This is a genomic window from Paenibacillus sp. J31R34 (assembly GCF_059383715.1).
In genome coordinates, this window is the sequence record NZ_JBXENU010000003.1 from 602,355 (window position 1) to 625,425 (window position 23,071).

Sequence of the window (23,071 nt, forward strand, 5' to 3'; positions counted from 1 at the left end):
GCTGCAGCGCAAGGTTAGAGGGAGTGAAATCAGTGGCAGATACAGATGTGGAGAAACAAGGATATAGTGGATTTGAGCGGGCTATGTTTTTTATGACCCCGGTGTTGTTTACGATTGTTGTGCTCGGTATATTGCTGATACTTCTTAATAGCGATATGCGAAATCAGGCGCTAACGATCGGAAATTCGATTCCATTGCTCAAAGATGTGCTGCCAAACCCGCAGTCAGCTAGCGGTGAAAGCACAGATGAAACGCTCAAGGCAGAAAATATGACTCGTAAAATTGCCGAGCTGCAAGCTCAACTGACGGAGAAAGAGGGCCAATTGACGGAGACGTCCACTCTTAAAACGGATCAGGAAAAGGAAATTGCCAGCTTGAAGAGTCAAATTGAGCAGTTGAAACAGTCAAATGCAACACAGGCGCTTGAGGATGAGGCGTACACGGCCAAAATTAAAGAGCTCGCCAGCATGTACGCGCGAATTGCGCCGAATAAGGCGGCCCCTATTTTAGAAAGCATGACGCTTGATGAAATGGTGCTCGTGCTTGATGCGATGGCTCCTAATGATCGTGTGAAAGTGTTGGAGAAAATGACGCCGAAAACAGCGGCTGATGCGACGCTGAAGCTGAAGGATGCCGTTTCGGCGAAAGATTTGCAAATTGCGGCGCTGCAATCGCAGCTTAAAAATGCCCAGTCGACGACAGCAACAACGACTACCACGTCTTCTACACTGGATTCGACGCAGCTAGGTGCAACGTTTGCAGCTATGGATGCAAAAAGCGCCGCCAAGCTGCTGATGACGATGTCGGATGTAAGTGCCAGCAAGGTGCTGCGGATTTTGAACGCGGTAGATGACACAACAAGATCTAATATTGTTGGCGAGATGTCGACGTTGAATGATAAAGTAACAGCTCAAATCGTTTCGAAGCTGATGGCGGGTAAATAGAGGGGAGGTGAAAATAAATGGATGTTTTATCATCACCAGCAGCTTCACAGGCGGCGGCTCCTTCCGCTGGTGGGAATGCCCAAGTGAAGGGCACAGGAGATGCGGCTTTTGCCCAAACGCTGAACGGCCAATTAAATAATGGCCAAGCAGGAGCGGGAACAGGTACAACAGCTCCGGCAAACACTACAGATGCGGCAGCACTCGGAACGATTCGAATGACTACGCTAAATGTAGCCGGCTTGCTTGGAGAAACGAACAATCAGGATTTGCTTGCCGCTATTGATGGGCTGCTAGAGCAAATTGATGAGTTGGATACTGCTGATACGGATGAGGCTGCACAAGCCCAATTGGCAGATTTGCAAGCGATGCTGGAGCAGATGCAGGCATTGCTAGCGTTGTTAGGTTCCCCGCTTGTCACTTTGAAGCAGCCTGATGAGCAGCTTTCCTCAGAGGAGCTCGTTCAAGCAGCGGACGCAGGGAATGATCATGTTGCAGTAAAAGCACAAATTGCGCTTGTGAAGCATGATTTGGAAAATGCGTTGATTCAGCTGGCTAATGTGCTTGAGCAGGGATCTGCGAAACGCGTTCAGCAGCAAGAGCCATCGCAGCTGATTGCACAGCAGCTGGAAGCTTTGCAGAAACTGCTGCAGAAGCAGAAGGAAGCAGGCACGGCCGATCGCAATAACAGCAATGTTCAGGCCATATTTGAACCAGCTGCAGCGGATGAGTCTGCTCCACAGCAAACAGCTGCATGGCTTCAGCGTTTGAACCAGCAGTCACAGCATACTATCGCCTTGAAAAGCGCAGTAGCGGAAGCTTTATCAGCCGAAACATTGGTTGAAGAAACGGCAGATACAGCCGATGATGAGTCCGTTCTGGCAGGCAATTTAAATGCAAACTTTGCTCATTCGCTTAAGCAGGCAACGACTAGCGTGGCAACGAGAGCAGTCGCTCAGCCTTTCGTACTAGCAGACCAATTTGCGGAATCCATGACGGGGCTTATCGTACAGAAGTTTGATATTTCTTCATTAAACGGGAAGCACGAAGCTAAAATCATGCTGTTCCCTGAACAGCTGGGCCAAGTCGATGTTCGAATCACGATGCAAAATGGTCAATTGACGGCGCTTTTCCATACGGATACGGTAATGGCCAAGGATATGCTGGACAACCAAATGTCGCAATTGAGACAGGCACTGCAATCCCAAGGCTTAACGATTGACAAGCTCGAAGTGACGCAGGGACAAGCTGCATCAGAGCTTTCTAACGGCGGGCAGGGACAAGGTTCCAATCAACAATTTACGAATCGGAACAACAATGGAAAAGGCGGAAGCAGATCGGATGAAGCTGCTTTTGAAGCAGATGTCATCGAGCAAATCGCCATTCAGGATATGGGCTACGGACGGGCGGTTAACGCTACAGTCTAAAAGAGATGTTAGGATCATGAGCAACCATTTGCGGGATGGAGGTGATGGAATTGGCAGTCGTTACGAATAAAGTGGTCTGGCCGAATTATGATCAGACCAACGTTAAATTAGCAGGAAAGACCGAGGATGATAAAACATCGCTTAGTAAGGACGCATTTCTCGAATTGCTCGTCACACAGCTTAAAAATCAGGATCCATTAAGCCCGCAGAGCAACACAGAGTTTATTGCCCAAATGGCGCAGTTCACTTCAGTCGAACAGCTGATGAATATGAATAAGCAGCTTACACAGCTGAACTCGGACATTGGCAATGCATCTACAATGATTGGCAAGAGCGTAACATGGCAGGAGCTTGATGATAAAGGAAGCACCGTCATGTATACGGATGTTGTGAAGTCGATTGTAGCAACAGACGGGGTATTATATGCCAAGTTTGAAGATAACACGATGATTAAAGTAAGTGATATCGTTACCATTTCTGATCAGACTCCAGCAGAGACGGAGGAGCCTGAAACGGATGCTCCAGCTGAAAGTGCTGGTGATGCTGAAACGCCTGATAGCGAAGCCGCTGCTGACAGCGAGGAGGAACAAACCTCATGAGCGACAGCATAAAGATTGGGCATTATTTTCCGCTCAAATCCTCGCCATTAAACAATGCGAAGACGGCGGGGCTAAAATCTCAGCAGCCAAGCGAATTTCAGGATTTGCTGGATTCGAAAGTATTGAAATTCAGCCATCATGCTGAAGTTAGGATGAAGCAGCGTGGCATTCAGCTTCAAGCCGATTCATTAACGAAAATTGTAAATGCTGTTGACGAAGCAGCATCTAAAGGCGCGATTGATTCTTTAATCGTTTTTAAGGATATCGCGATGATCGTGAATGTGCCTAGTCGTACAGTGGTTACTGCAATGGACGGCAAGCAAATGCAAAGCAATGTGTTCACGCAAATAGACAGCGCCGTTATTTTAAGCTAGAGCCGGACCAATACGGAGGCTCTTCAGGCTGCTGACCGACAGAGGCAGCCAACTAATCAAAAGGATAAACCTAAATTTAGGAGGGCTTAAATACTATGCTAAGATCAATGTACTCGGGTGTGTCAGGCATGCGCGGCTTCCAAACGAAGCTGGATGTCATCGGCAACAATATTGCGAACGTTAATACGGTGGGTTTCAAAGGCGGCCGCGTGATGTTTAGCGATATTTTGAGCCAAACAACAGCAGGTGTTACTGCTCCGGTAGAAGGCGAGCAAGGTGGTGTGAATGCGAAGCAGATCGGACTTGGTGTCAGCATTGCTTCTATTGATACCGTTCATACGCCAGGAAGCGCAATGACTACAAACCAACCGACGGATCTTCGCATTGATGGCGATGGGTTTTTTCTAGTTACCGCAGCAGATGGTGAAGAATCATTTTTGACAAGAGCTGGCAACTTTATGCTCGATGCGAACCGACAGCTTGTAAACGCAAACGGGTTGTTTGTATTAGATAGTGGTGGTGGCATTATTACATTGCCAGCAGAGGTCACCTCTTTCACAATCGGGCAAGATGGGACGATTACAGGTGTTACCGCGGATGCAACAGAAGAAGTCGCGCAGATCGGAGTAGTCAAAGTCATTAATCCAAGTGGACTCGAGAAAATGGGAGGCAATTTGTACAGAATGACCAACAATGCTAACCCAGATGGAGACATTGAGGCTTACAGAACAGTCGCTGGAGATGCAGAACTTGGAACAGGCGCAATCGTAGCTGGACAGCTTGAAATGTCAAACGTTGACCTGACAGGCGAGTTTACAGAAATGATCGTGGCTCAGCGCGGTTTCCAAGCGAATTCGCGTATCATCACGACTTCTGATGAAATTTTGCAAGAAGTTGTCAATCTGAAACGATAATCGCTAGGCATAACGCAGGTGGGGGGCCATAGCGCCTCCCCCGCGATGTGAGGGGGCAGTTTATGATTACAGTGACTCGTATTAATGGTACTAAGCTCATGATCAATGCTCTGTTGATTGAAGTGGTGGAGGAAGTGCCCGATACCATTATTACCTTGACCACTGGAAAGAAATTTATAGTGGTGGAACGCTCGGACGAGCTTTTGCTGCTGATCCAGAATTATCTTCGTACGATCGGCGTATATGCGGCGGCCCAGAAGAGTGAACAGACGGAGGGTCCTTAAAGATGAAAAAGATGTTGCCATGGTTAGTAACTATACTACTATCGATTGTATTAATTGCTGTTGTGGCCTGGTTTATGTGGCCCACAATAATGGGAAGTACAAAAGAAGATTCGGCTAACAAAGAGGTTGAAGTCAAGCATCTTAGCGCCGATGAACGCGTTGAGGTGACGTCTGAGCTTAAAGAATTCAAGCGCAACTTGAAAGATTCGAACAAAGTCGTTGTCGTTAGCTTTGCTTTCCAACTGGACAGCAAGAAGACGAAGGAAGATTTTGATAAAATCATTGAAATCGAAGTTAAGCCGATTATTAACCGGGCACTTGCAGATATGACGGCTGAAGAGCTGAATGGCTCTAAAGGCGAGGATTTGCTGGAATCGAAGCTGCTCAATGAAATTAATCCGATTTTGGATAAAGAGCAGAAGCTGGTCAAGGTAGAAATAACAGCGTTTATCATGACCAACATTTAATGCTGGTTGGCGACATTCCTTGAAGGGGGTGAGAAAATTTGGTTGATGTTTTATCGCAAAATGAGATAGATGCGCTGCTGGCGGCCCTTAATTCTGGCGAGATGGATGCCGAGGATTTAAAAAAGGAAGAAGTAACGAAAAAAGTCAGAGTTTATGATTTCAAACGCGCTGTTCGATTTTCGAAGGATCATATTCGCAGCTTGACTCGCATACACGAGAACTTCGCGCGATATTTGACAACCTATTTCTCAGCGCAGCTTCGTACTTTCGTTCAAATCAGTGTAGTTCAGGTCGAGCAGCTTCCTTATGATGAGTTTATTCGTTCGATTCCGAAGATGACGATATTGAATATTTTTGAGGCGGAGCCGCTTGAAGGACGCATGGTGATGGAGGTGCATCCAAATATCGCTTACGCGATGCTGGATCGTATGCTTGGCGGGCAAGGCGTTGCGCCTTCAAAAATCAATAACTTGACTGAAATCGAAACGATTATTATGGAAAAGATTTTTAGCCGGACGTTTGAGAGTTTGCAAGAGGCGTGGAAAACAATCATTGATATATCACCACGGCTGGAAGCACTTGAGACGAATCCTCAATTTATGCAAATCGTATCACCGAATGAAACAATCGCGCTTATATCCTTAAGTACGAAAATCGGTGAAACGACGGGGATGATCAATCTTTGTATTCCCCACGTTGTCATCGAGCCCGTTATGCCTCGTTTGTCGGCGCATCATTGGTTCGTTTCGCAGAAAAAGGAGCGTATTCCAGAGGAAGTTGAAATGCTGGAGCAGCGCGTAAGCAAAGCGAAGCTGCCGATTGTTGCCGAGCTTGGTGAATCTTCCATTACGATTCAAGAGTTTCTGGGTCTTAATGTTGGAGATGTCATTTCGCTCAGCAAGCCGGTAGGGGAAGGCCTGCATATTAAGGTAGGCGATAAATTGAAGTTCATCGGCAGTCCAGGCTCCGTGAAAGATCGGTTGGCTATTCAGCTTGATGAAGTTGTGAACGAAGGAGCGGGAGAAGAATATGACGAGTAAAGATTATTTGTCGCAGGAGGAAATTGATGCGTTACTAAATCAATCTTCTGGCAGTACGGATGCTGAACAGCCATCTGCCGATGATGTTCAGTTATCAGATTTCCTCTCAGCTATGGAACAGGATGCGCTTGGTGAAATTGGCAACATTACGTTCGGAAGCGCAGCAACTGCCTTGTCCACATTGCTAGGCGTGAAGGTGGATATTACGACGCCGGAAGTTACCTTTATTCGCAGAGATCAGCTGTCAGATGAATTTCCAAAGCCTCATGTTGCTGTAAGTGTTCAATATGTAGACGGCTTCCAAGGAATAAATTCGCTTGTCATTAAGACGAGAGACGCGCAAATTATTGCTGATTTGATGCTTGGCGGGTCAGGTAATCCTACAGATGAAGAGCTCAATGAGATTCATATCAGCGCCGTCCAGGAAGCGATGAATCAAATGATGGGGTCATCTGCAACGTCGATGTCTACCATTTTCAATCGTTTCGTTAATATTTCGCCGCCAGGCATCGATATTCTCGATGTAGACAACGGTGGGGGAATGGGCCATCTGCCTCCGGTAGATATATTCATTAAAATTTCATTCCGGCTTAAAATTGGAGATTTGATAGATTCGACAATTATGCAGCTACTGCCTGTTTCTTTTGCAAAGCAAATGGTTGCTATTCTTATGGGTGAAGAGACGGGCGAAGAGACTGCTGTAGCAGTCGAAGCACCGCCAGTAGTAGAAGCGCCTCCGGTTGCTCCAGTGCCGCCACAAAGTGCTCCTGAGCAGCCTACGGCTCCATCGTTGCAGAAGCAAGAACAACAACCGCCAGCGGGATATTATGAAGCGCCGATGATGCAGCCGCCTGGCCCGAATACATATGGCCATGCAGCCAATCGCAATGTGAATGTTCAGCCTGTGCAGTTTGCTAATTTCAATAATGTGCCATATATTCAAGGTGAAGAGACAAACCTCAATTTACTGCTCGACATACCACTGAAGGTTACCGTAGAATTAGGAAGGACCCAGAAGCAAATAAAAGATATTTTGGAATTGTCTCAAGGGTCTGTTATCGAGCTGGACAAGCTTGCTGGTGAGCCTGTAGACATTCTGGTTAACAATAAGCTGATCGCAAAAGGCGAGGTTGTTGTTATCGATGAGAACTTCGGCGTACGTGTAACCGATATCGTAAGCCAATGGGACCGAATTCAAAAATTACAATAGCATCCTAGGAGGAAGAAAAAGATGGCAAACCGTATTCTAATCGTAGACGACGCAGCATTTATGCGCATGATGATCCGCGATATTTTATCAAAAAATGGCTACGAAGTAGTTGGTGAAGCACCAGATGGCGCACAAGCAGTGGAAAGATTCAAGGAATTAAAGCCGGACCTTATTACAATGGATATCACGATGCCTGAGATGGACGGCATTGCAGCACTTAAAGAAGTTAAAAAAATCGACCCGAATGCAAAAGTCATTATGTGCTCTGCAATGGGACAGCAAGCAATGGTTATTGATGCCATTCAAGCTGGAGCAAAAGATTTCATCGTTAAACCTTTCCAAGCGGACCGTGTTATTGAAGCAATCAAGAAAACGCTGGGCTAACGGTTGTATGCGATGGTCAAACTTAAAGCTCGTGTAACGCTTATATTGTTTTCAGGAATGGCCGTTCTGCCTGCCGCCGCTTTAGCGGGAGCAGTTCAGACGAGCCAGCCTGAATCGCCATATACTAGCCCGTCCAACATGGCAGGTAGTGTGGTATGGGTTATATTTTCTTTATTGCTAATTATTGGGTTGATCATTGTTGTTATTAAATGGCTCTCGCGGCGCAACCGGGCGTTCGGAGGAACAAATCGTTCGCTTCGTTCGCTCGGGGGCATTTCCTTAGGTCAAAATCATTCGCTTCAAGTTGTTGAGCTTGCAGGCCGTCTATATATTGTAGGGGTTGGTGAGAACATTACCTTACTGGACAAGATTGATGATGAAACACAGGCTGAGGCAATTATTGAGGCAATGGAGAGGCAAGTGCAAGGTGGCTGGTCGCCTGGCGCTTTGACGGACTTGATTTCACGTTTTCGTCAAGGCTCTGGCGAGCAGGAACCACGGGATGAACAGTGGAACGACGCTTCTTCGTTTCAGAATGTGCTCAAGGACAAGATGAATCGTCAGGCGGATCGCAAGCAGCAGCTCGAAGCACTCCTCAAAGACCCTAACCCTAATGAACGGTTGAATGATGATCATGAAAAATAAATGGTGGATAGCTCTTGTTGCGGTACAGTTAGCCGGACTCATATTTCAATCGCATGCTTTTGCTGAACCGCTGCCGAACGTAGAAATTAACTTTGGCAGCACGGGTAGCGATCAGCCGAACCCTAGCGCATTATCGATTTTGTTGCTTATTACTGTACTAAGCATAGCACCTGCTATCCTAGTATTAATGACCAGCTTTACACGCATTATTATCGTGCTTAGCTTTGTTCGGACATCCCTCGGTACGCAGATGATGCCGCCGAACCAGGTACTAATCGGACTAGCGATGTTTTTAACCTTTTTTATTATGGCCCCTACCTTTGGTCAAGTAAACGAGGTAGCCTTGCAGCCATATTTGAAAGGGGAAATTTCCCAAACGGCAGCTTTCGAGAAGGCGTCTGTGCCGATGAAGGCGTTTATGTTCAAGCAGACGAGGGAGAAGGACTTAAAGCTGTTTATGGACTACACGAAGACGGAAAAGCCGGCAACATTCGAGGATATTCCACTGACGGTTCTCATTCCGGCATATGCGATTAGCGAAATTAAGACAGCCTTTCAAATGGGCTTTCTAATATTCATACCATTTCTCGTCATTGATATGATTGTAGCGAGTACATTGATGGCGATGGGAATGATGATGCTGCCGCCAGTAATGATTTCATTGCCGTTCAAGCTTTTGCTGTTCGTCATGGTAGATGGCTGGTATTTGATAGTCAAATCCTTGTTATTAAGCTTCAATACCTGACGACTGTATAAGGGGGATGTTCAATGAGTGCCGATTTTATTATCGGTCTGGCCAGCGAGGCTGTATTTGTAGTCTTAAAAGGCAGCGCACCAATGCTCGCTATCGCTCTTGTTGTCGGACTATTGGTCAGTATTTTTCAAGCGACTACCCAGATTCAAGAGCAAACCTTAGCATTTGTTCCGAAAATCGTAGCGGTTTTTGCATCCGTTGTTTTGTTTGGGCCGTGGATTTTAAATACGATCGTCGATTTCACTTATAATCTGCTGGACAACCTGTATAAATATATCGGATAGGCGTGAATCGCAGCGATGGAGCTTATCGAAAAAAGTTTTCCTATTTTTTTGCTTATTTTTTGTCGAATTACATCATTTTTCGTCGTAGCTCCGATGTTTTCAGGTAAAATGGTGCCGAATATTGCGAAACTTGGTTTAGGTTTTTTTATATCCTTTATTGTGTTTCTCACTTATGGCGTGAACCAGACGGTGGCTACGGATGCAAGCTATGTGCTTTACATTGTACAGGAAATATTGATTGGCCTGCTGTTCGGATTTGTTGTTTATTTATTTTTCGTGGTGGTACAGACAGCAGGGGCATTAATGGATTTGCAGATTGGTTTTGCAATGGCGAACGTCGTCAATCCTTTGACAGGTACTTCGGCACCATTGCTGGGCAATTTTAAATACCTTATGCTCATCGTCATTTTCTTCTCCTTGAACGGTCATCATTATTTGCTTAGAGGGTTAATGGACAGTTACAAATGGATGCCGCTTGCTGGAGACTTTTTTGCGAGAATCAGCAGTGGCAGCATTAGCGAGTTTTTAACAAAGGCAGTTGGAAACACATTCCTCCTAGCTTTGCAAGTTGCAGCTCCGCTGGTCATTGCTATGTTTCTAACCGATGTTGGGCTGGGGTTTCTAGCCAAAACAGCGCCCCAATACAATGTTTTTGTAATCGGAATACCGCTCAAGCTCATTATCGGAATGATTTTGCTTGTGCTTTTAATGCCGGGACTTGCCGGATTATATGAACGTCTCTTTTCTATTATGTTCGATAATCTGGAGCAGCTATTCGTTATTTTCAAAGGGCCGGACGGGTAAAGGGGGCTGTAATCGTGCAAATGTATCGTTTAAAGCTCGACCTGCAGCTATTCAGCCAAGAAAAAACGGAACCTGCAACCCCGAAGAAACGCTCGGAATCACGTCAAAAAGGGCAGGTTTCCAAATCGGCGGACTTTCCCAGTTCCTTTATTTTACTGTTTACGTTTGCTGGGTTTGCTATGTTTGGCGGCTATTACAAAAAGCGTATTATGACGATGTTCGATGATATATTCGAAAATTGGCTGCTGATGGAGCTGACCTCAGAAAATGTTTTCAACTTATTTTATACGCTAATAACCCAAATGTTGATGTTCTTGTTGCCGATATTTACGATAGCCATTTTGGTTGGCATTATCGGTAACGTTGCTCAATTTGGATTCCTGCTTACAGGAGAGCCGCTCAAGATGAAGATCAGCAAGCTTAATCCGCTCCAAGGATTAAAGCAGATATTCTCGATGCGCTCGATTGTCGAAATGCTTAAAAGTATGCTTAAGCTTGCAATCATTGGATTGCTGGTCTATCAGACGATTGCCAGTGATTGGAGCCGGTTGCTTTCGCTCTCAGATCTATCTGTTGAACAAATTTTCGCCTTTGCAGCTGGCCTGACAGTAAATATGGGGATTAAAATCGGTGCTGCACTTGTCATACTCGCTTTTGCCGATTATTTGTATCAGAAGTATGAAAATGAGAAAAGCATGAAAATGTCCAAGCAGGACATTAAGGATGAGCATAAGAAATCAGAGGGTGATCCGCTTATTAAAGGCCGCATCCGTGAAAAGCAGCGTCGAATGGCCATCCAGCGGATGATGCAGCAAATTCCGAATGCAGATGTCGTTATTACGAACCCGACGCATTTTGCAATCGCCTTGAAATATGATTCCTCTAATATGGAGGCGCCCGTTATTATTGCCAAAGGCATGGATCATGTGGCGCTGCGCATTAGGGAAATCGCCAAAGAGCACGGCGTTATTACGATGGAAAATAAGCCGCTTGCCAGAGCATTATACGAACGCGCCGAAATCGGAGATGCCATACCGGCAGATTTGTTCCAGGCTGTGGCGGAGGTGCTCGCATACGTTTACAAGTTGAAAGGCCGTGTTAAATCATCGTAATTTAAGGGAGGAGGAAGCGTCATGAAACCAAAAGATCTTATCGTGTTAATCGGGATCATAGGCATCGTGCTCATGATGGTTATTCCCATCCCTATTCTTTTGCTGGATATTTTGCTTATTCTGAATATTTCAGTCGCTTTAATGATATTGCTTATCGCAATGAATACGAAGGAAGCGCTGGAGTTTTCCATCTTTCCCGCAGTTTTGCTTGTTACGACCTTATTCCGATTAGCGCTCAACGTTTCTACAACCCGGAACATTTTGCAGCATGCAGAAGCGGGGGAAGTTGTCGCAACATTCGGTAGATGGGTTGGCGGCGGGCAAATCGCGATCGGGTTTATCGTCTTCCTTATTCTCGTCGTCGTTCAGTTTATCGTTATTACGAAAGGATCTGAGCGGGTCGCCGAGGTTGCAGCAAGGTTTACGCTCGATGCGATGCCCGGCAAGCAAATGAGTATTGATGCCGACTTAAACGCGGGGCTCATTAATGAGCAGCAGGCGCGGGCCCGTCGTTCCAAAATTGAAAGAGAAGCAGATTTCTATGGAGCTATGGATGGTGCCAGCAAGTTTGTAAAAGGGGATGCGATCGCATCCATCATCATTCTCATTATTAACCTGGTTGGCGGATTTATAATCGGGATGGCCATACATGGTTTTCCCTTTGCCGAGGCACTCGAAACTTACTCGATATTAACGATCGGGGACGGTCTCGTCAGTCAAATTCCAGCATTGCTTATTTCGGTAGCAGCAGGCTTAATTGTTACACGTGCTGCATCGGACGGCAACCTGGCGCAGGATTTAACAGCACAGTTATTTAAATACCCTAATCTTTTATACATAGTTTCAGGAACAATAGCTTTGCTTGGTATCGTTTCGCCAATCGGCGTTATGCGTACGCTCCCCTTTGCGGCACTGCTCGCTTTTGGAGCATGGAGAATGAAGAAGCTGCAGGAGAAGCAAGTGGAGCAAGAGGAAATGCTTGTGGAAGAGCAGCAAATTGAAGAGGTTCGCAATCCGGAGAGCGTTATTGGCTTGCTGCAGGTGGATCCAATCGAGTTTGAATTTGGCTATGGCCTGATTCCACTGGCAGACACGCAGCAGGGCGGGGATTTGCTGGATCGTATCATTATGATCAGAAGGCAATGCGCGCTTGAGCTTGGTCTTGTCGTTCCCGTTATTCGAATCCGCGACAATATTCAACTAAGGCCAAATGAATACGTTGTTAAGATTAAAGGGAATACGGTTGCGAAAGGCGAGCTTCTGCTCAATCATTATTTGGCAATGAGCCCAGGCTTCGACGATGAATCGGTACTCGGTATCGAAACAACAGAGCCAGCATTCGGGCTTCCAGCCATTTGGATTGACGAGCAGATGAAGGAAAGAGCGGAAATGTCGGGATACACCGTCGTAGATCCGCCTTCGGTTGTCGCCACGCATTTGACTGAAATTATTAAGCGTCATGCGCATGAGCTGCTTGGCCGTCAAGAAACGAAGGCGCTTATTGAAAATGTCAAGGAATCGTATCCAGCGCTTATCGACGATCTCATTCCTTCAGTTCTATCGATTGGCGATTTGCAAAAAGTGCTTGCCAAGCTGCTTCGTGAAAAAGTTTCGATCCGCGATCTGGTGACCATTTTTGAAACGTTGGCTGATCACGGACATTACACGAAAGATCCCGATGTGCTGACGGAATATGTCAGACAAGCGCTGTCAAGGCAAATTACCCAGCAATTTGCGGCAACGGGAGATAAGCTTAAAGTGATTACAGTCGGGCCGGCGATGGAGAAGAAAATCGCTGAATCCGTACAGCAGACCGATCAGGGGAGTTACATTGCGCTTGATCCGATCGTCACTCAACAAATTTACTCCAAGCTGAATGAGCAGGTTACCCGGCAAATTCAGTCTGGACAGCAGCCTGTTGTACTCACTTCCCCTACAATTCGCATGTATTTGCGCCAGATTGTGGAGCGGACGATGCAGGAGGTTCCAGTCATTTCTTATAGTGAACTTGAACCGAACGTTGAAGTTCAGAGCGTTGGGGTGGTGAATTTATGAGAGTGAAACGTTATGTGGTCAATGCCCTTCCCGAGGCGCTGCCAATGATTCGAAGCGATCTTGGCAAAGATGCCGTTATATTGAATACGAAAGAAGTCAAGGTCGGCGGCTTCATGGGCATGTTCCGCAAAAAGAAGATGGAAGTTATTGCCGCTGTTGAGTCAAACGCAGCTGCTCCAGAAAATCCGCCCCAGAAGCGGAAGGCGCCGGATGATGTCAGTGCCGTTATGGCTGCCATTACGGAGACGATGCAGAAGCAGCAGCGTGTAGCAGCGGCAACCGCTGCTGCTACAGCTACGGTTGAACCGCCGGCAAGACCTGCGCCAGTTGCAGCGGCTTCTCCGGTCAGCGATCAGCTGATGGATGAAATTAAAGGGATTAAGCAGTCCCTCCTGCAGCTTTCTTCTCAGAAAGCAGGAAATTCATTTTCGGAAGCTGCACAAGCACTTCATGACCGTCTTCAAGAGCAGGAGCTGGAAGTGGAGTGGATCGACCAGCTAATGGCGATCATCTCTGAGCAGGAAGCGCAGCAAAGGGAGCCATTGACGCGTTCGCAAGTATGGGAGCTAGCCAAACGGCAACTGCTCGAATGGATGGCTCCATATGCAGCTGGCATGATCGATGAACAGGCTAGAATCGTTCATTTTGTTGGTCCAACGGGCGTAGGCAAAACGACAACAATCGCTAAGCTTGCGGCTAATCAAACGATTAAGCATAACAAAAAAGTAGGCTTTATTACATCGGATACGTACCGAATTGCCGCCGTTGACCAGCTGAGAACGTATGCGAATATTTTAAATATTCCGCTGGAGGTTGTTTTTTCTCCTATGGATTTGCCGAAGGCATTCAAGCAGCTTGAAGACCGAGAGCTCATCTATATGGATACGGCTGGCCGCAACTTCCGTAATGAGCTGAATGTGTCAGAAGTGAACAGTCTGCTTCAATCGCACGACCGCAATGAAACGGTGCTTGTGCTGAGTCTTACCGGCAAAACGAAGGATATGACATCAGTAGCCGGAAATTTTGTGAAATACGGCATCGAGAAGGTGCTGTTTACGAAGCAGGATGAAACGGCGGTGTACGGCTCTATTTTCAACCTTGTGCTGAGGTTTGGTTTAACACCGACTTATGTGGCAAGAGGGCAGACGGTGCCGGATGATATCGATCGTTTTGACGCTGCTGCTTATATGAATGACTTGCTGGGGGAAGCGGACGATGAATGATCAAGCTGAAGCGCTGCGACATCTGGTAAAGGCAAGCAGCAGCGAAGGCGGCAAGCGCGAAACGCGCATTTTGGCTGTCACCAGCGGCAAGGGCGGTGTTGGCAAGTCCAACTTTAGTCTCAATTTTGCACTGATGCTTCAGAAGCTGGGTCAGAAGGTTCTCGTTTTTGATGTCGATATTGGAATGGCGAATATCGATATACTGATGGGCGTACGCTCCTCCTACCATTTATACCATTTGTTCAAGCAGGACAAAACGATTTGGGATGTCGTTCAGGAAGGGCCCGAAGGACTGCATTTTATTGCAGGCGGATCAGGCATCAAGGATTTGCTGGAGCTGTCGGAGAAAGAGCTGACTTTGTTTACGGAGCAGGTTTCCAAGCTTCAAGGTCTGTACGACGTTATTGTGTTCGATACTGGAGCGGGACTTTCCAAGGAAACGGCGAGATTTATCGCTGCAGCTCAGGAAACCATCGTTGTAACGACGCCAGAGCCGACTTCTATAACCGATGCTTACGCCTTGATCAAGATGGTAAAAGCGATGGGCATCCATCCTAATTTCAGACTTATTGTTAATCGGGCAGACAGCAAGCGGGAAGGTCGACTGACAGCAGATAAAATCAATTTGGCTGCCGAACGCTTCCTAGAAGCCTCCTTGCCATTTCTTGGGCTCGTTCCCGATGATGCTCATGTAGGCAAGGCGGTAAAACGCCAGATTCCTTTCACGATTGCCTACCCAGGCAGTGAAGCATCGAAAGCTATGCATGAAATTGCAGTTCGTTTTCTAGAAAACAAGAGACCGGAATCTGATGCTAAAAACGGTGTAAAGGGATTTTTGCATAAATTATTCAAGCTAACGAGATAGTCCTTTTAATCAGGGGAGGGGAAAAGATGGCTCCTTATCGTGTACTCATTGTAGATGATTCTGCATTTATGAGAAAAATATTTAGTGACTTAATTTTAAAGGATTCAATGTTTTCAATAATAGCGACTGCAACCAATGGGGCCGAAGCTGTTAAAGCAGTGGAAAAATGGAAGCCCGATGTTGTGACGCTTGATCTAGAAATGCCTGAAATGAATGGACTTGAGGCTTTGCAAAAGATTATGAAACAAAACCCGACACCGGTCATAATGCTGTCTGGTATTAGTGAGGATAACACGCGGGATACGATCAAAGCCTTGCAATTTGGAGCATTTGACTTTATACGCAAGCCATCAGGCATTGCAACGAATGACATTATCCAAGTTGGCGAGCAATTGATTGAGAAGCTAAAAACAGCTGTACAGGCGAGGAAGCCTTCTTTCATTGAAGAGAAGATGGAGCTGCCAGTTAAGTCAAAGGAGCTAGAAACGAAAAAGCCCCTAAAAACCGAAGCACCAACAAAAGCAGCATCACGGCTTGCTGCACCTTCTACGGTGAAGAAGAGACCGGAAATTACGCCGCCAATAAAGCCGCCTAGCATTAGCAAAAAGCCGGAACAGCCAGCGGCAGCCAAAGCGGTGGCGCCTTCCTCTACATATAAGCCAGCTGCTCCGCCGATTATAGCGAGCAAAAAAACGGAAGAGCCCGCCCCACCGAAAAAAGAGCTGCCGAGGTCTACATCGTTTCAGCATATTGTCGCAATCGGCGCTTCAACGGGTGGACCGCGTGCCTTGCATACGGTCATTAGCGCTTTGCCGGGCGATTTAGGTGCACCTGTCCTAGTGGTCCAGCATATGCCTCCAAAATTCACAAAATCGCTGGCTCAGCGTCTCGACAGCTTCAGTGCGCTGCATGTCGTTGAAGCGGCTCAAGGCGACCGAGTTCATCCCGGCGTTGTCTATGTTGCTCCCGGAGGCTATCATTTAGAGCTTAGCAAAGATAGTTCCGGTTATTATATTCATTTAACAGAGCAGCCGCAGCGCAATGGGCATCGTCCATCGGTAGATGTGATGTATGAATCATTGGTTCCTTTCAAGGAGCTTAAGCGTCACGCGGTCATCCTGACCGGAATGGGCAGCGATGGTACGAAAGGTCTTAAACAGCTTGTTGAGAGCGGTGCAGTAACCTCTATAGGCGAGGCGGAGGAAACTTGTATCGTTTACGGCATGCCGCGCAGCGCCTACGAAAGCGGAGCAGTCAAGACCGTGCTCCCGCTGCAGCAAATCGCTGCACGTATAGAAAGCTGTGTACTTAAATAACGATTGAAGCAATCACAAGTCTAGCAGGAGGTGCGATACAATGGATATGAATGCCTATCTGTCGATGTTCATCGACGAATCTAACGACCATCTTCAAAGCTTGAATGAAAACTTATTGCGACTGGAAGGCGAGCCGGAAGATCTATCAATTGTTCAAAATATATTCCGTTCAGCTCATACTTTGAAAGGCATGTCGGCTACGATGGGATATGAGGATCTGGCTGCCTTGACACATGAAATGGAAAATGTGCTTGATCTTGTTCGCAATAGCAAGCTCAAGATGGACAGCTTTATATTTGATACGCTTTTCAAGGGTCTTGATGCGCTGGAGGCGATGGTGCAGGATGTCGTTAACGGTGGTACTGGTAAAGCGGATGTGACATCAATTGTGTCCGCGTTGCAGTCGATTTTTAGCGGAGAGCATAAACAAGCGGAGTCGGATCAAAAGGCCGCAGCTGCAGGCGATTCTACCAATGCGGACAAGCCTATTTTGCTGCTGGATGAGTATCAGACTTCGGTCCTTAAGCAATCCATTGATAGCGGACATCAGGCCTATCATATTCATGTAACGATTCGCGAGGACTGTTTGCTGAAGGCGGTTCGTGCCTATATGGTGTTCAACCTGCTGGAAGCACACGGAGAGATTGTGAAATCGGAACCTTCTGTACAGGATTTGGAGCAGGAAAAATTCGATCGTTCCTTCACTGTGTTTACAATTACACAGACGAAGCTGGAAGATCTGCATACGCAAATTATGAATGTATCCGAAGTAGAGTCGGCAGTTGTGACTTTACTTGATGAGGAATCACTTCATCTGCTCAGCACGCCAACAGCGAACCAGCAAGCTGAGGCTGAGGTTAAGAAAGCGAAGGAAGAGGTTGCAGCGGCAATCGCTGTCGCCGAGAAAAAAGAAGAAGCCAAGGCTCCTGCTGCGGTTGCGCCTCGCAAGGAAGCGCCTGCCCAAGCTGCGCCAGCAGCGGTTAATCGGACGATTCGCGTTGATATCGACCGTCTGGATACGCTGATGAATTTGTTTAGCGAGCTGCTAATTGATCGCGTACGACTAGAACAGCTTTCAAGCGAAATTAAGCGCAATGACTTGACCGAGACTGTTGAGCATATGACGCGTGTAAGTACGGATTTGCAAAATATCGTACTCAAGCTGCGCATGGTTCCCGTCGATTCGGTATTCAACCGTTTCCCTCGCATGATTCGCGATTTGGCGAAGTCGCTTGATAAAAAAATCGATTTGGTCATTACAGGCGCGGATACAGAGCTTGACCGTACTGTTATTGATGAAATTGGCGACCCGCTCGTTCACTTGCTCCGCAACTCAGTCGATCATGGCATCGAGACGGTGGAGGAACGCATTGCTGCTGGCAAGTCGGAGGTGGGAACCATTTTCCTGCGCGCTTACCACAGCGGCAACCATGTGTTCATTGAAGTGGAAGAGGATGGACGCGGCATTAACCAAGAGCGTGTGCTGAAGACGGCGATCAAAAACGGCGTCGTTACCGAAGATGAGGCGAAAAAGCTGTCCAGCGACGAAATTAATATGCTGATTTTTGCAGCAGGTTTTAGTACGGCTGAGAAAATCTCGGATATTTCTGGACGTGGTGTAGGACTGGACGTTGTACGTTCCAAAATTACGTCGCTCGGCGGAAATGTGACCATTGACTCGGCGTTTGGCAGAGGAACGAAATTCTCGGTACAGCTTCCGCTGACTTTGTCGATTATTTCGGCCATGTTGATCAAGCTGGGCTCGGAAAAATATGCGATTCCGCTATCCTCCATTGTGGAGACCAGCATTATCCGCAGAACGCAAATTTTGAACGTTCATGGCAATTTAATGATTGAATTCCGCAATACTGTTATTCCTCTTGTATCGCTGAGCCGTGTGCTTGAGACACCTGACTTCAATGATAGCGCCGAGGAAGAAACCGAAATTGTGGTGGTGCGCAAGGGAGAAAAATGGGCGGCAGTCACCGTTGATGAGTTTATCGGCCAAAACGAGATTGTGCTCAAAACGCTTGGCAAATATTTGACCAATATCGAGGCGATTTCTGGAGCGACGATTTTAGGTGACGGCCAAGTGGCATTAATTATTGATCCTAACGCATTAATCAAATAGGAGGTTTTCACAATGGGAGAAGAATTGAAGGTCATTGTTTTCGCGCTAGCTGAAGAGGAATACGGAATTGAAGTAGATAAAGTCAGAACAATAGAGCGGATGTCGCCGATTACTCGCGTGCCTAAAACAGCTGCTTTTATTAAAGGCGTTATGAATTTGCGCGGTGTGGTTGTGCCGGTTGTCGATCTTCGTGGGCGTTTTGGCCTACCTGAGCAGGAACCGACAGATAATTCGCGAATTATAGTAGTAGCGGTAGATGATCTTGAAGTAGGATTTATTGTCGATTCCGCGAATGATGTCATAGATATCGATACGGACAACATCGATTCTCCACCAGAAATCGTAGGTGGCGTTAAAGCGAAATACTTGCATGGCATTGCCAAGCTCGGGGACAGCAGACTGCTTATTATGCTAAATCTAGTTGAGGTGCTGAATAAAAACGAGATCGAACAGCTCATGCAACTGGAGGGATAAAAGTGGCACAATTCAGCAAGTTTGAAGCTTTTGAGCTTGATGTACTAAAGGAAGTCGGCAATATTGGCGCAGGCAATGCAGCTACTGCATTGTCTCGTCTCCTTAACAAGCCAGTCGATATGGGTGTCCCGAAGGTCAGCCTGTTGCCCTTCGAAGAAATTGCCGATCGTGTTGGCGGTATGGAGCAGGTTGTCATTGCAGTGTTTTTAAGAGTGGAAGGCGAAGCGCCAGGCAATATGTTTTTCATTATTCAGGAGGATGCAGCAAAGCGGCTGCTAACTCAACTGCTGTCATTGCCTCACGATGATGAGAACGGCTATTCCGAAATGGAGCTGTCGGCTTTATGTGAAATCGGAAATATTTTGACAGGCTCTTATCTGTCTTCGTTAGCTGATTTTACTCACTTGGCGATGGCTCCATCGGTACCATCCGTTGCACTGGACATGGCGGGTGCTATTTTAAGCTATGGCTTGCTGCAATATGGCGAGATGGGCGATTCCGCGCTGTTGATTGAAACGACATTTCTAGAAGACTGCCAAGACCTGGAAGGCCATTTTTTCCTCATACCCGATCCTGAATCATTCACAAAAATTTTCCGCGCTTTGGGAGTAAACGTCGAATGATACAGCAAAATTTGATTAAGGTAGGAATGGCTGATTTAAATATCGCAACTGAGGGTTCCGTCCTCAAAACAACAGGGCTTGGTTCTTGTGTAGGGCTTACGCTTTATGATCCGTATAATAAAGTAGCCGGAATGGCGCATGTTATGCTGCCTTCCTCCGAAATTGCAAGAGAGTCGACGATTAACTTGGCGAAATATGCGGATACAGCCATTCCTGAGCTTCTAGAACGGATGAAGCATGTGGGTGCACAGCAAAATCGCATAGTTGCGAAAATGGCTGGCGGCGCACAAATGTTCGCTTTTTCAGGTCAGTCGGACTCTATGCGTATTGGTCCAAGAAATGTCGAATCTTGTCTTGAGATCGTCAACAAATTCAAGATTCCCGTTTTTGCACAGGATACAGGCGGCAATTATGGTCGCACCATTGAGTTCGATAGCGGAAGCGGTCTGCTACTCATTCGCAGCGTACAGCTTGGAATAAAGGAGATTTGAATTAATATGATCGGAAATTGGCGATGGAATGTCGGATTAGGACTAACGGGTGTTATATTAACGATTCTTTTCTCACTCGGTAAAAATGCGGTCACAGTCATACTGCTGCGCAGTGTATATGCATTCATCGCCTTTGTTGTCATTGCGTTTATACTGCGTGCGGTGCTTACGTTTATTTTGAAGCCTCCGGCACTACTGGATAACGGCGCTATAGAAGAAGATGGAATAGGATCACAGTTTAATTTGACTACGCCGGACGAAAGCGAAGATTTAAATCAGCTGTTGAAAGACGGACTGGATACTCGCCCTGCACAAGGTGAGGCAGATGGCAAGCAGCAAATGCAGCAAGAGCAAGAGCCGTTTCGGCCATTAGCGCCGCCGCAGCTCGTGTCTGCACAAAACAAAGAACCGGAAGAACTGGCTAAAGTAGTACGTCACCTGACAGGAGGGTGAAAAATATGATTGCTTCTTTAAACATTCCGATGTGGCAAGCTTGGAAAGAAGAAGGGGATATTGAAGCGAAGAAGCGGCTTATTGAGCAATATTTGCCGCTTGTTGATTATGTGACCAATCGTATGGCTATTGGCCTGCCTAAAAACGTATCGAAGGATGACCTCGCCAGCAATGGCGTTATGGGATTAATTGATGCGATAGAGAAGTTTGACTATTGTCGGGGGCTGCAATTCGAGACCTATGCTTCCTGGCGCATTCGCGGCGCAATTATTGACGGTCTCCGTCAAGGCGACTGGGTACCGCGATCCGTGAGAGAGAAAGCGAAAAAAGTGGAAGAGGCTTATCAAAAGCTGGAACAACAGTATTTACGCTCGGTTTCCGATGCTGAAATTAGCAATTATCTGAACATAACGGAAAAGGAGTTTACAACGATGCTTCAAGAGATTGCGGTAACGACTGTATGTTCGCTTGAGGATCCTCTTCGAGAGGAAGAATCGGAAACAAGACTTTCTCTGCTCGTGGATGAACGGGCAAAAAATCCTGACCATAAAGTCCATGAAGTATATTTGAAAGATTCACTAGTTAATGGAATAGAGAAGCTGACGGAGAAGGAACGTATCGTCGTTTCCCTTTTTTATTATGAAGAGCTGTCTTTAAGTGAGATTGCAGAAGTGATGTCGCTCTCGCCGTCACGGATTTCCCAGCTCCATTCCAAAGCTATTTTACGTCTTAGAGGAGCTTTATCCAAGCATAAAGATCAACTAATGCAGTACTAGAGTGGAGGCGTGAAATGGAAGGTCAATTATTGGATACCATTATGAGCGTTCAAATATCAGCCGATAAAATGTCAGCATTTTTGACATTTAAACGTTTGACGGATGATTTCGAATGCTCGCTTGAACAATTAGAGCAGTTTGTGCAAAGTAGTGGAGTGAGCGAAGGAATTATACCCGGCGTCCTTCAAAACATTTGTAACAATCCGCTCGCTTTTTATAAAGAGCAAACTTTAATTGCCGATGGTAAGCCTGCTGAAGTTGGCAAGGACGGTTTTGTTCAATTTATTTACGATATGAAAAACAAGGAACGACGTCCTGCCGAAAATGAGGATGGCACCGTAGATTTTAAGGAAATGACGCAGTTGAAAAATGTGACGCGTGGTCAGCTGATTGCTGAACTGGTAGCCCCTGTTGCTGGAGAGCCGGGTATAACGGTAACCGGAGATGAGGTAGCTTCGAAAGAAGGCAAGGCAGCGCGTTTTAAAATAGGAAAAAATGTTGTGCTGAACAATGAGCAAACTGCCATGTATGCGGCGCTGGACGGACTCATTACGATGACGGATAAGGATAAAATCAATGTATTTCCTATTTACGAGGTAAATGGCGACGTAGATTATAAAATAGGAAATATTGATTTTGTCGGTACCGTAGTCATCCGCGGAAATGTGCTTAGCGGCTTCCGCATCAAATCTGCGGGGGATATTCGCATTATTGGCGGTGTTGAAGGCGCCGATTTGGACGCTGAAGGCTCTATTGAAATATCAGGCGGCATTATGGCGGGAAACAAAGGTTTTGTCAAAGCCGGTAAAAATGTGAAATGTTCCTTTATTCAGGACGGCAATGTTATTGCTGGCGATGATGTGCTCGTATCGCAAAGTATTATGCATTCGAATGTTCGCGCTGGTAAAAACGTTATTTGCTCAGGGGCTAAGGGACTAATGGTTGGCGGGACCATTCAAGCGGGCGAACGGGTTAAGGCTCGCACAATCGGGAATACAATGTCTACCGCTACAGTAGTTGAAGTAGGTGTAAAGCCGGAGCATCGCTCGGAGCTGCTGGAATTGCGCACAAAGCTCAAACAACACAATGAGAGCATGGATAAGGCGGATAAAGCGCTTGTGATTTTGGATCAATTGGCTGCGATTGGGCAGCTGACCGATGACAAAATGGCCATGCGCATCAAGCTGAGCGCGACTAAACGGCAGTCGATGACCGAAGTCGAGCAGTTCCGTGAGCGAATTTTGGATATTGAGCGTACGCTGGAAGATAGCGACCAAGCTGGAGTTGACGTCAATAACACGATTTATGGCGGAATCAAAATTGTAATTGGCCGATATACGAAATATATTAAAGACCCGCTGCAGCGTGTTTCCTTTCAGTATTTAGATGGAGACATCTCACAGGTTAGTTACCGTTCGTAAAAAC

General features: G+C 46.5%; 26 protein-coding genes. All 26 read left to right on the forward strand.

Annotated features, from left to right (window positions below; genetic code table 11):
* The first annotated feature begins 32 nt into the window (after positions 1–32).
* The 26 genes from AC50YG_RS12210 to AC50YG_RS12335 all read left to right on the forward strand — a co-directional run bounded on the left by AC50YG_RS12210 (position 33) and on the right by AC50YG_RS12335 (position 23,067).
* Entirely contained in the window at positions 33–944 is a 912-nt protein-coding gene (locus AC50YG_RS12210; RefSeq protein ID WP_473759338.1) for a MotE family protein, read from the forward strand.
* Positions 945–961: 17 nt separating this feature from the next.
* Positions 962–2,368, forward strand: a complete 1,407-nt coding sequence (locus AC50YG_RS12215; RefSeq protein ID WP_494827065.1) for a flagellar hook-length control protein FliK — start codon at positions 962–964, stop codon at positions 2,366–2,368.
* Positions 2,369–2,418: 50 nt separating this feature from the next.
* Positions 2,419–2,967: a flagellar hook capping FlgD N-terminal domain-containing protein gene (locus AC50YG_RS12220; protein ID WP_494827066.1), complete on the forward strand. Its 549-nt coding sequence runs from the start codon at positions 2,419–2,421 to the stop codon at positions 2,965–2,967.
* Complete coding sequence (locus AC50YG_RS12225; RefSeq protein ID WP_494827068.1) at positions 2,964–3,341, forward strand: TIGR02530 family flagellar biosynthesis protein; 378 nt, start codon at positions 2,964–2,966, stop codon at positions 3,339–3,341. The genes AC50YG_RS12220 and AC50YG_RS12225 overlap by 4 nt, the downstream gene beginning before the upstream one ends.
* 95 nt (positions 3,342–3,436) lie before the next feature.
* Positions 3,437–4,255: a flagellar basal body rod protein FlgG gene (gene flgG, locus AC50YG_RS12230; protein ID WP_494827070.1), complete on the forward strand. Its 819-nt coding sequence runs from the start codon at positions 3,437–3,439 to the stop codon at positions 4,253–4,255.
* 62 nt (positions 4,256–4,317) lie between these two features.
* On the forward strand, positions 4,318–4,539 hold the full coding sequence (locus AC50YG_RS12235) for a flagellar FlbD family protein (protein ID WP_341282482.1): 222 nt from the start codon (positions 4,318–4,320) through the stop codon (positions 4,537–4,539).
* A gap of 2 nt (positions 4,540–4,541) precedes the next feature.
* Positions 4,542–5,006 (forward strand): flagellar basal body-associated FliL family protein, encoded by a 465-nt coding sequence (locus tag AC50YG_RS12240; protein ID WP_494827072.1) that lies wholly within the window; start codon positions 4,542–4,544, stop codon positions 5,004–5,006.
* Between the two features lie 38 nt (positions 5,007–5,044).
* A complete protein-coding gene (gene fliM / locus AC50YG_RS12245) occupies positions 5,045–6,046 on the forward strand; it encodes a flagellar motor switch protein FliM (RefSeq protein WP_046230722.1) in 1,002 nt (333 codons plus the stop codon).
* Positions 6,036–7,256 (forward strand): flagellar motor switch phosphatase FliY, encoded by a 1,221-nt coding sequence (fliY, locus tag AC50YG_RS12250; protein WP_473759332.1) that lies wholly within the window; start codon positions 6,036–6,038, stop codon positions 7,254–7,256. Before fliM ends, fliY begins: the two co-directional genes overlap by 11 nt.
* A 21-nt stretch (positions 7,257–7,277) precedes the next feature.
* Positions 7,278–7,640 carry a response regulator gene (locus AC50YG_RS12255; RefSeq protein ID WP_338555945.1) on the forward strand — a complete coding sequence of 121 codons (363 nt, stop codon included), beginning with the start codon at positions 7,278–7,280 and terminating at the stop codon, positions 7,638–7,640.
* A 12-nt stretch (positions 7,641–7,652) separates the two neighbouring features.
* Positions 7,653–8,285, forward strand: a complete 633-nt coding sequence (locus tag AC50YG_RS12260; RefSeq protein WP_494827075.1) for a flagellar biosynthetic protein FliO — start codon at positions 7,653–7,655, stop codon at positions 8,283–8,285.
* Positions 8,275–9,030 (forward strand): flagellar type III secretion system pore protein FliP, encoded by a 756-nt coding sequence (gene fliP, locus AC50YG_RS12265; protein WP_473759330.1) that lies wholly within the window; start codon positions 8,275–8,277, stop codon positions 9,028–9,030. The genes AC50YG_RS12260 and fliP overlap by 11 nt, the downstream gene beginning before the upstream one ends.
* Before the next feature lie 23 nt (positions 9,031–9,053).
* A complete protein-coding gene (gene fliQ, locus AC50YG_RS12270; RefSeq protein ID WP_473759329.1) occupies positions 9,054–9,323 on the forward strand; it encodes a flagellar biosynthesis protein FliQ in 270 nt (89 codons plus the stop codon).
* A gap of 15 nt (positions 9,324–9,338) precedes the next feature.
* A complete protein-coding gene (gene fliR, locus AC50YG_RS12275) occupies positions 9,339–10,127 on the forward strand; it encodes a flagellar biosynthetic protein FliR (protein WP_341282488.1) in 789 nt (262 codons plus the stop codon).
* A 20-nt stretch (positions 10,128–10,147) separates the two neighbouring features.
* A complete protein-coding gene (gene flhB, locus AC50YG_RS12280) occupies positions 10,148–11,239 on the forward strand; it encodes a flagellar biosynthesis protein FlhB (RefSeq protein WP_494827178.1) in 1,092 nt (363 codons plus the stop codon).
* Positions 11,240–11,260: 21 nt separating this feature from the next.
* The gene (gene flhA, locus AC50YG_RS12285) at positions 11,261–13,294 is read left to right on the forward strand and encodes a flagellar biosynthesis protein FlhA (RefSeq protein ID WP_494827078.1); all 2,034 of its coding nucleotides are present in this window, start codon (positions 11,261–11,263) and stop codon (positions 13,292–13,294) included.
* Positions 13,291–14,517 (forward strand): flagellar biosynthesis GTPase FlhF, encoded by a 1,227-nt coding sequence (gene flhF / locus AC50YG_RS12290; protein ID WP_494827080.1) that lies wholly within the window; start codon positions 13,291–13,293, stop codon positions 14,515–14,517. The genes flhA and flhF overlap by 4 nt, the downstream gene beginning before the upstream one ends.
* Positions 14,510–15,382 carry a MinD/ParA family protein gene (locus AC50YG_RS12295; RefSeq protein WP_473759326.1) on the forward strand — a complete coding sequence of 291 codons (873 nt, stop codon included), beginning with the start codon at positions 14,510–14,512 and terminating at the stop codon, positions 15,380–15,382. The genes flhF and AC50YG_RS12295 overlap by 8 nt, the downstream gene beginning before the upstream one ends.
* Positions 15,383–15,408: 26 nt before the next feature.
* Positions 15,409–16,698, forward strand: coding sequence for a protein-glutamate methylesterase/protein-glutamine glutaminase (locus AC50YG_RS12300; RefSeq protein WP_494827082.1), 1,290 nt, complete (start codon positions 15,409–15,411; stop codon positions 16,696–16,698).
* A gap of 40 nt (positions 16,699–16,738) precedes the next feature.
* Positions 16,739–18,829, forward strand: coding sequence for a chemotaxis protein CheW (locus AC50YG_RS12305; protein ID WP_494827083.1), 2,091 nt, complete (start codon positions 16,739–16,741; stop codon positions 18,827–18,829).
* Between the two features lie 12 nt (positions 18,830–18,841).
* Positions 18,842–19,303: a chemotaxis protein CheW gene (locus tag AC50YG_RS12310; protein ID WP_338555967.1), complete on the forward strand. Its 462-nt coding sequence runs from the start codon at positions 18,842–18,844 to the stop codon at positions 19,301–19,303.
* Between the two features lie 2 nt (positions 19,304–19,305).
* Complete coding sequence (locus AC50YG_RS12315; RefSeq protein WP_046230734.1) at positions 19,306–19,926, forward strand: chemotaxis protein CheC; 621 nt, start codon at positions 19,306–19,308, stop codon at positions 19,924–19,926.
* The gene (locus AC50YG_RS12320; RefSeq protein ID WP_341282495.1) at positions 19,923–20,417 is read left to right on the forward strand and encodes a chemotaxis protein CheD; all 495 of its coding nucleotides are present in this window, start codon (positions 19,923–19,925) and stop codon (positions 20,415–20,417) included. The genes AC50YG_RS12315 and AC50YG_RS12320 overlap by 4 nt, the downstream gene beginning before the upstream one ends.
* Positions 20,418–20,423: 6 nt before the next feature.
* Positions 20,424–20,870 carry a hypothetical protein gene (locus AC50YG_RS12325; RefSeq protein ID WP_494827089.1) on the forward strand — a complete coding sequence of 149 codons (447 nt, stop codon included), beginning with the start codon at positions 20,424–20,426 and terminating at the stop codon, positions 20,868–20,870.
* A 5-nt stretch (positions 20,871–20,875) separates the two neighbouring features.
* Positions 20,876–21,646, forward strand: a complete 771-nt coding sequence (locus AC50YG_RS12330) for a FliA/WhiG family RNA polymerase sigma factor (RefSeq protein ID WP_341282497.1) — start codon at positions 20,876–20,878, stop codon at positions 21,644–21,646.
* A gap of 14 nt (positions 21,647–21,660) precedes the next feature.
* Positions 21,661–23,067: a flagellar assembly protein A gene (locus tag AC50YG_RS12335; protein WP_494827091.1), complete on the forward strand. Its 1,407-nt coding sequence runs from the start codon at positions 21,661–21,663 to the stop codon at positions 23,065–23,067.
* Positions 23,068–23,071: the final 4 nt, after the last annotated feature.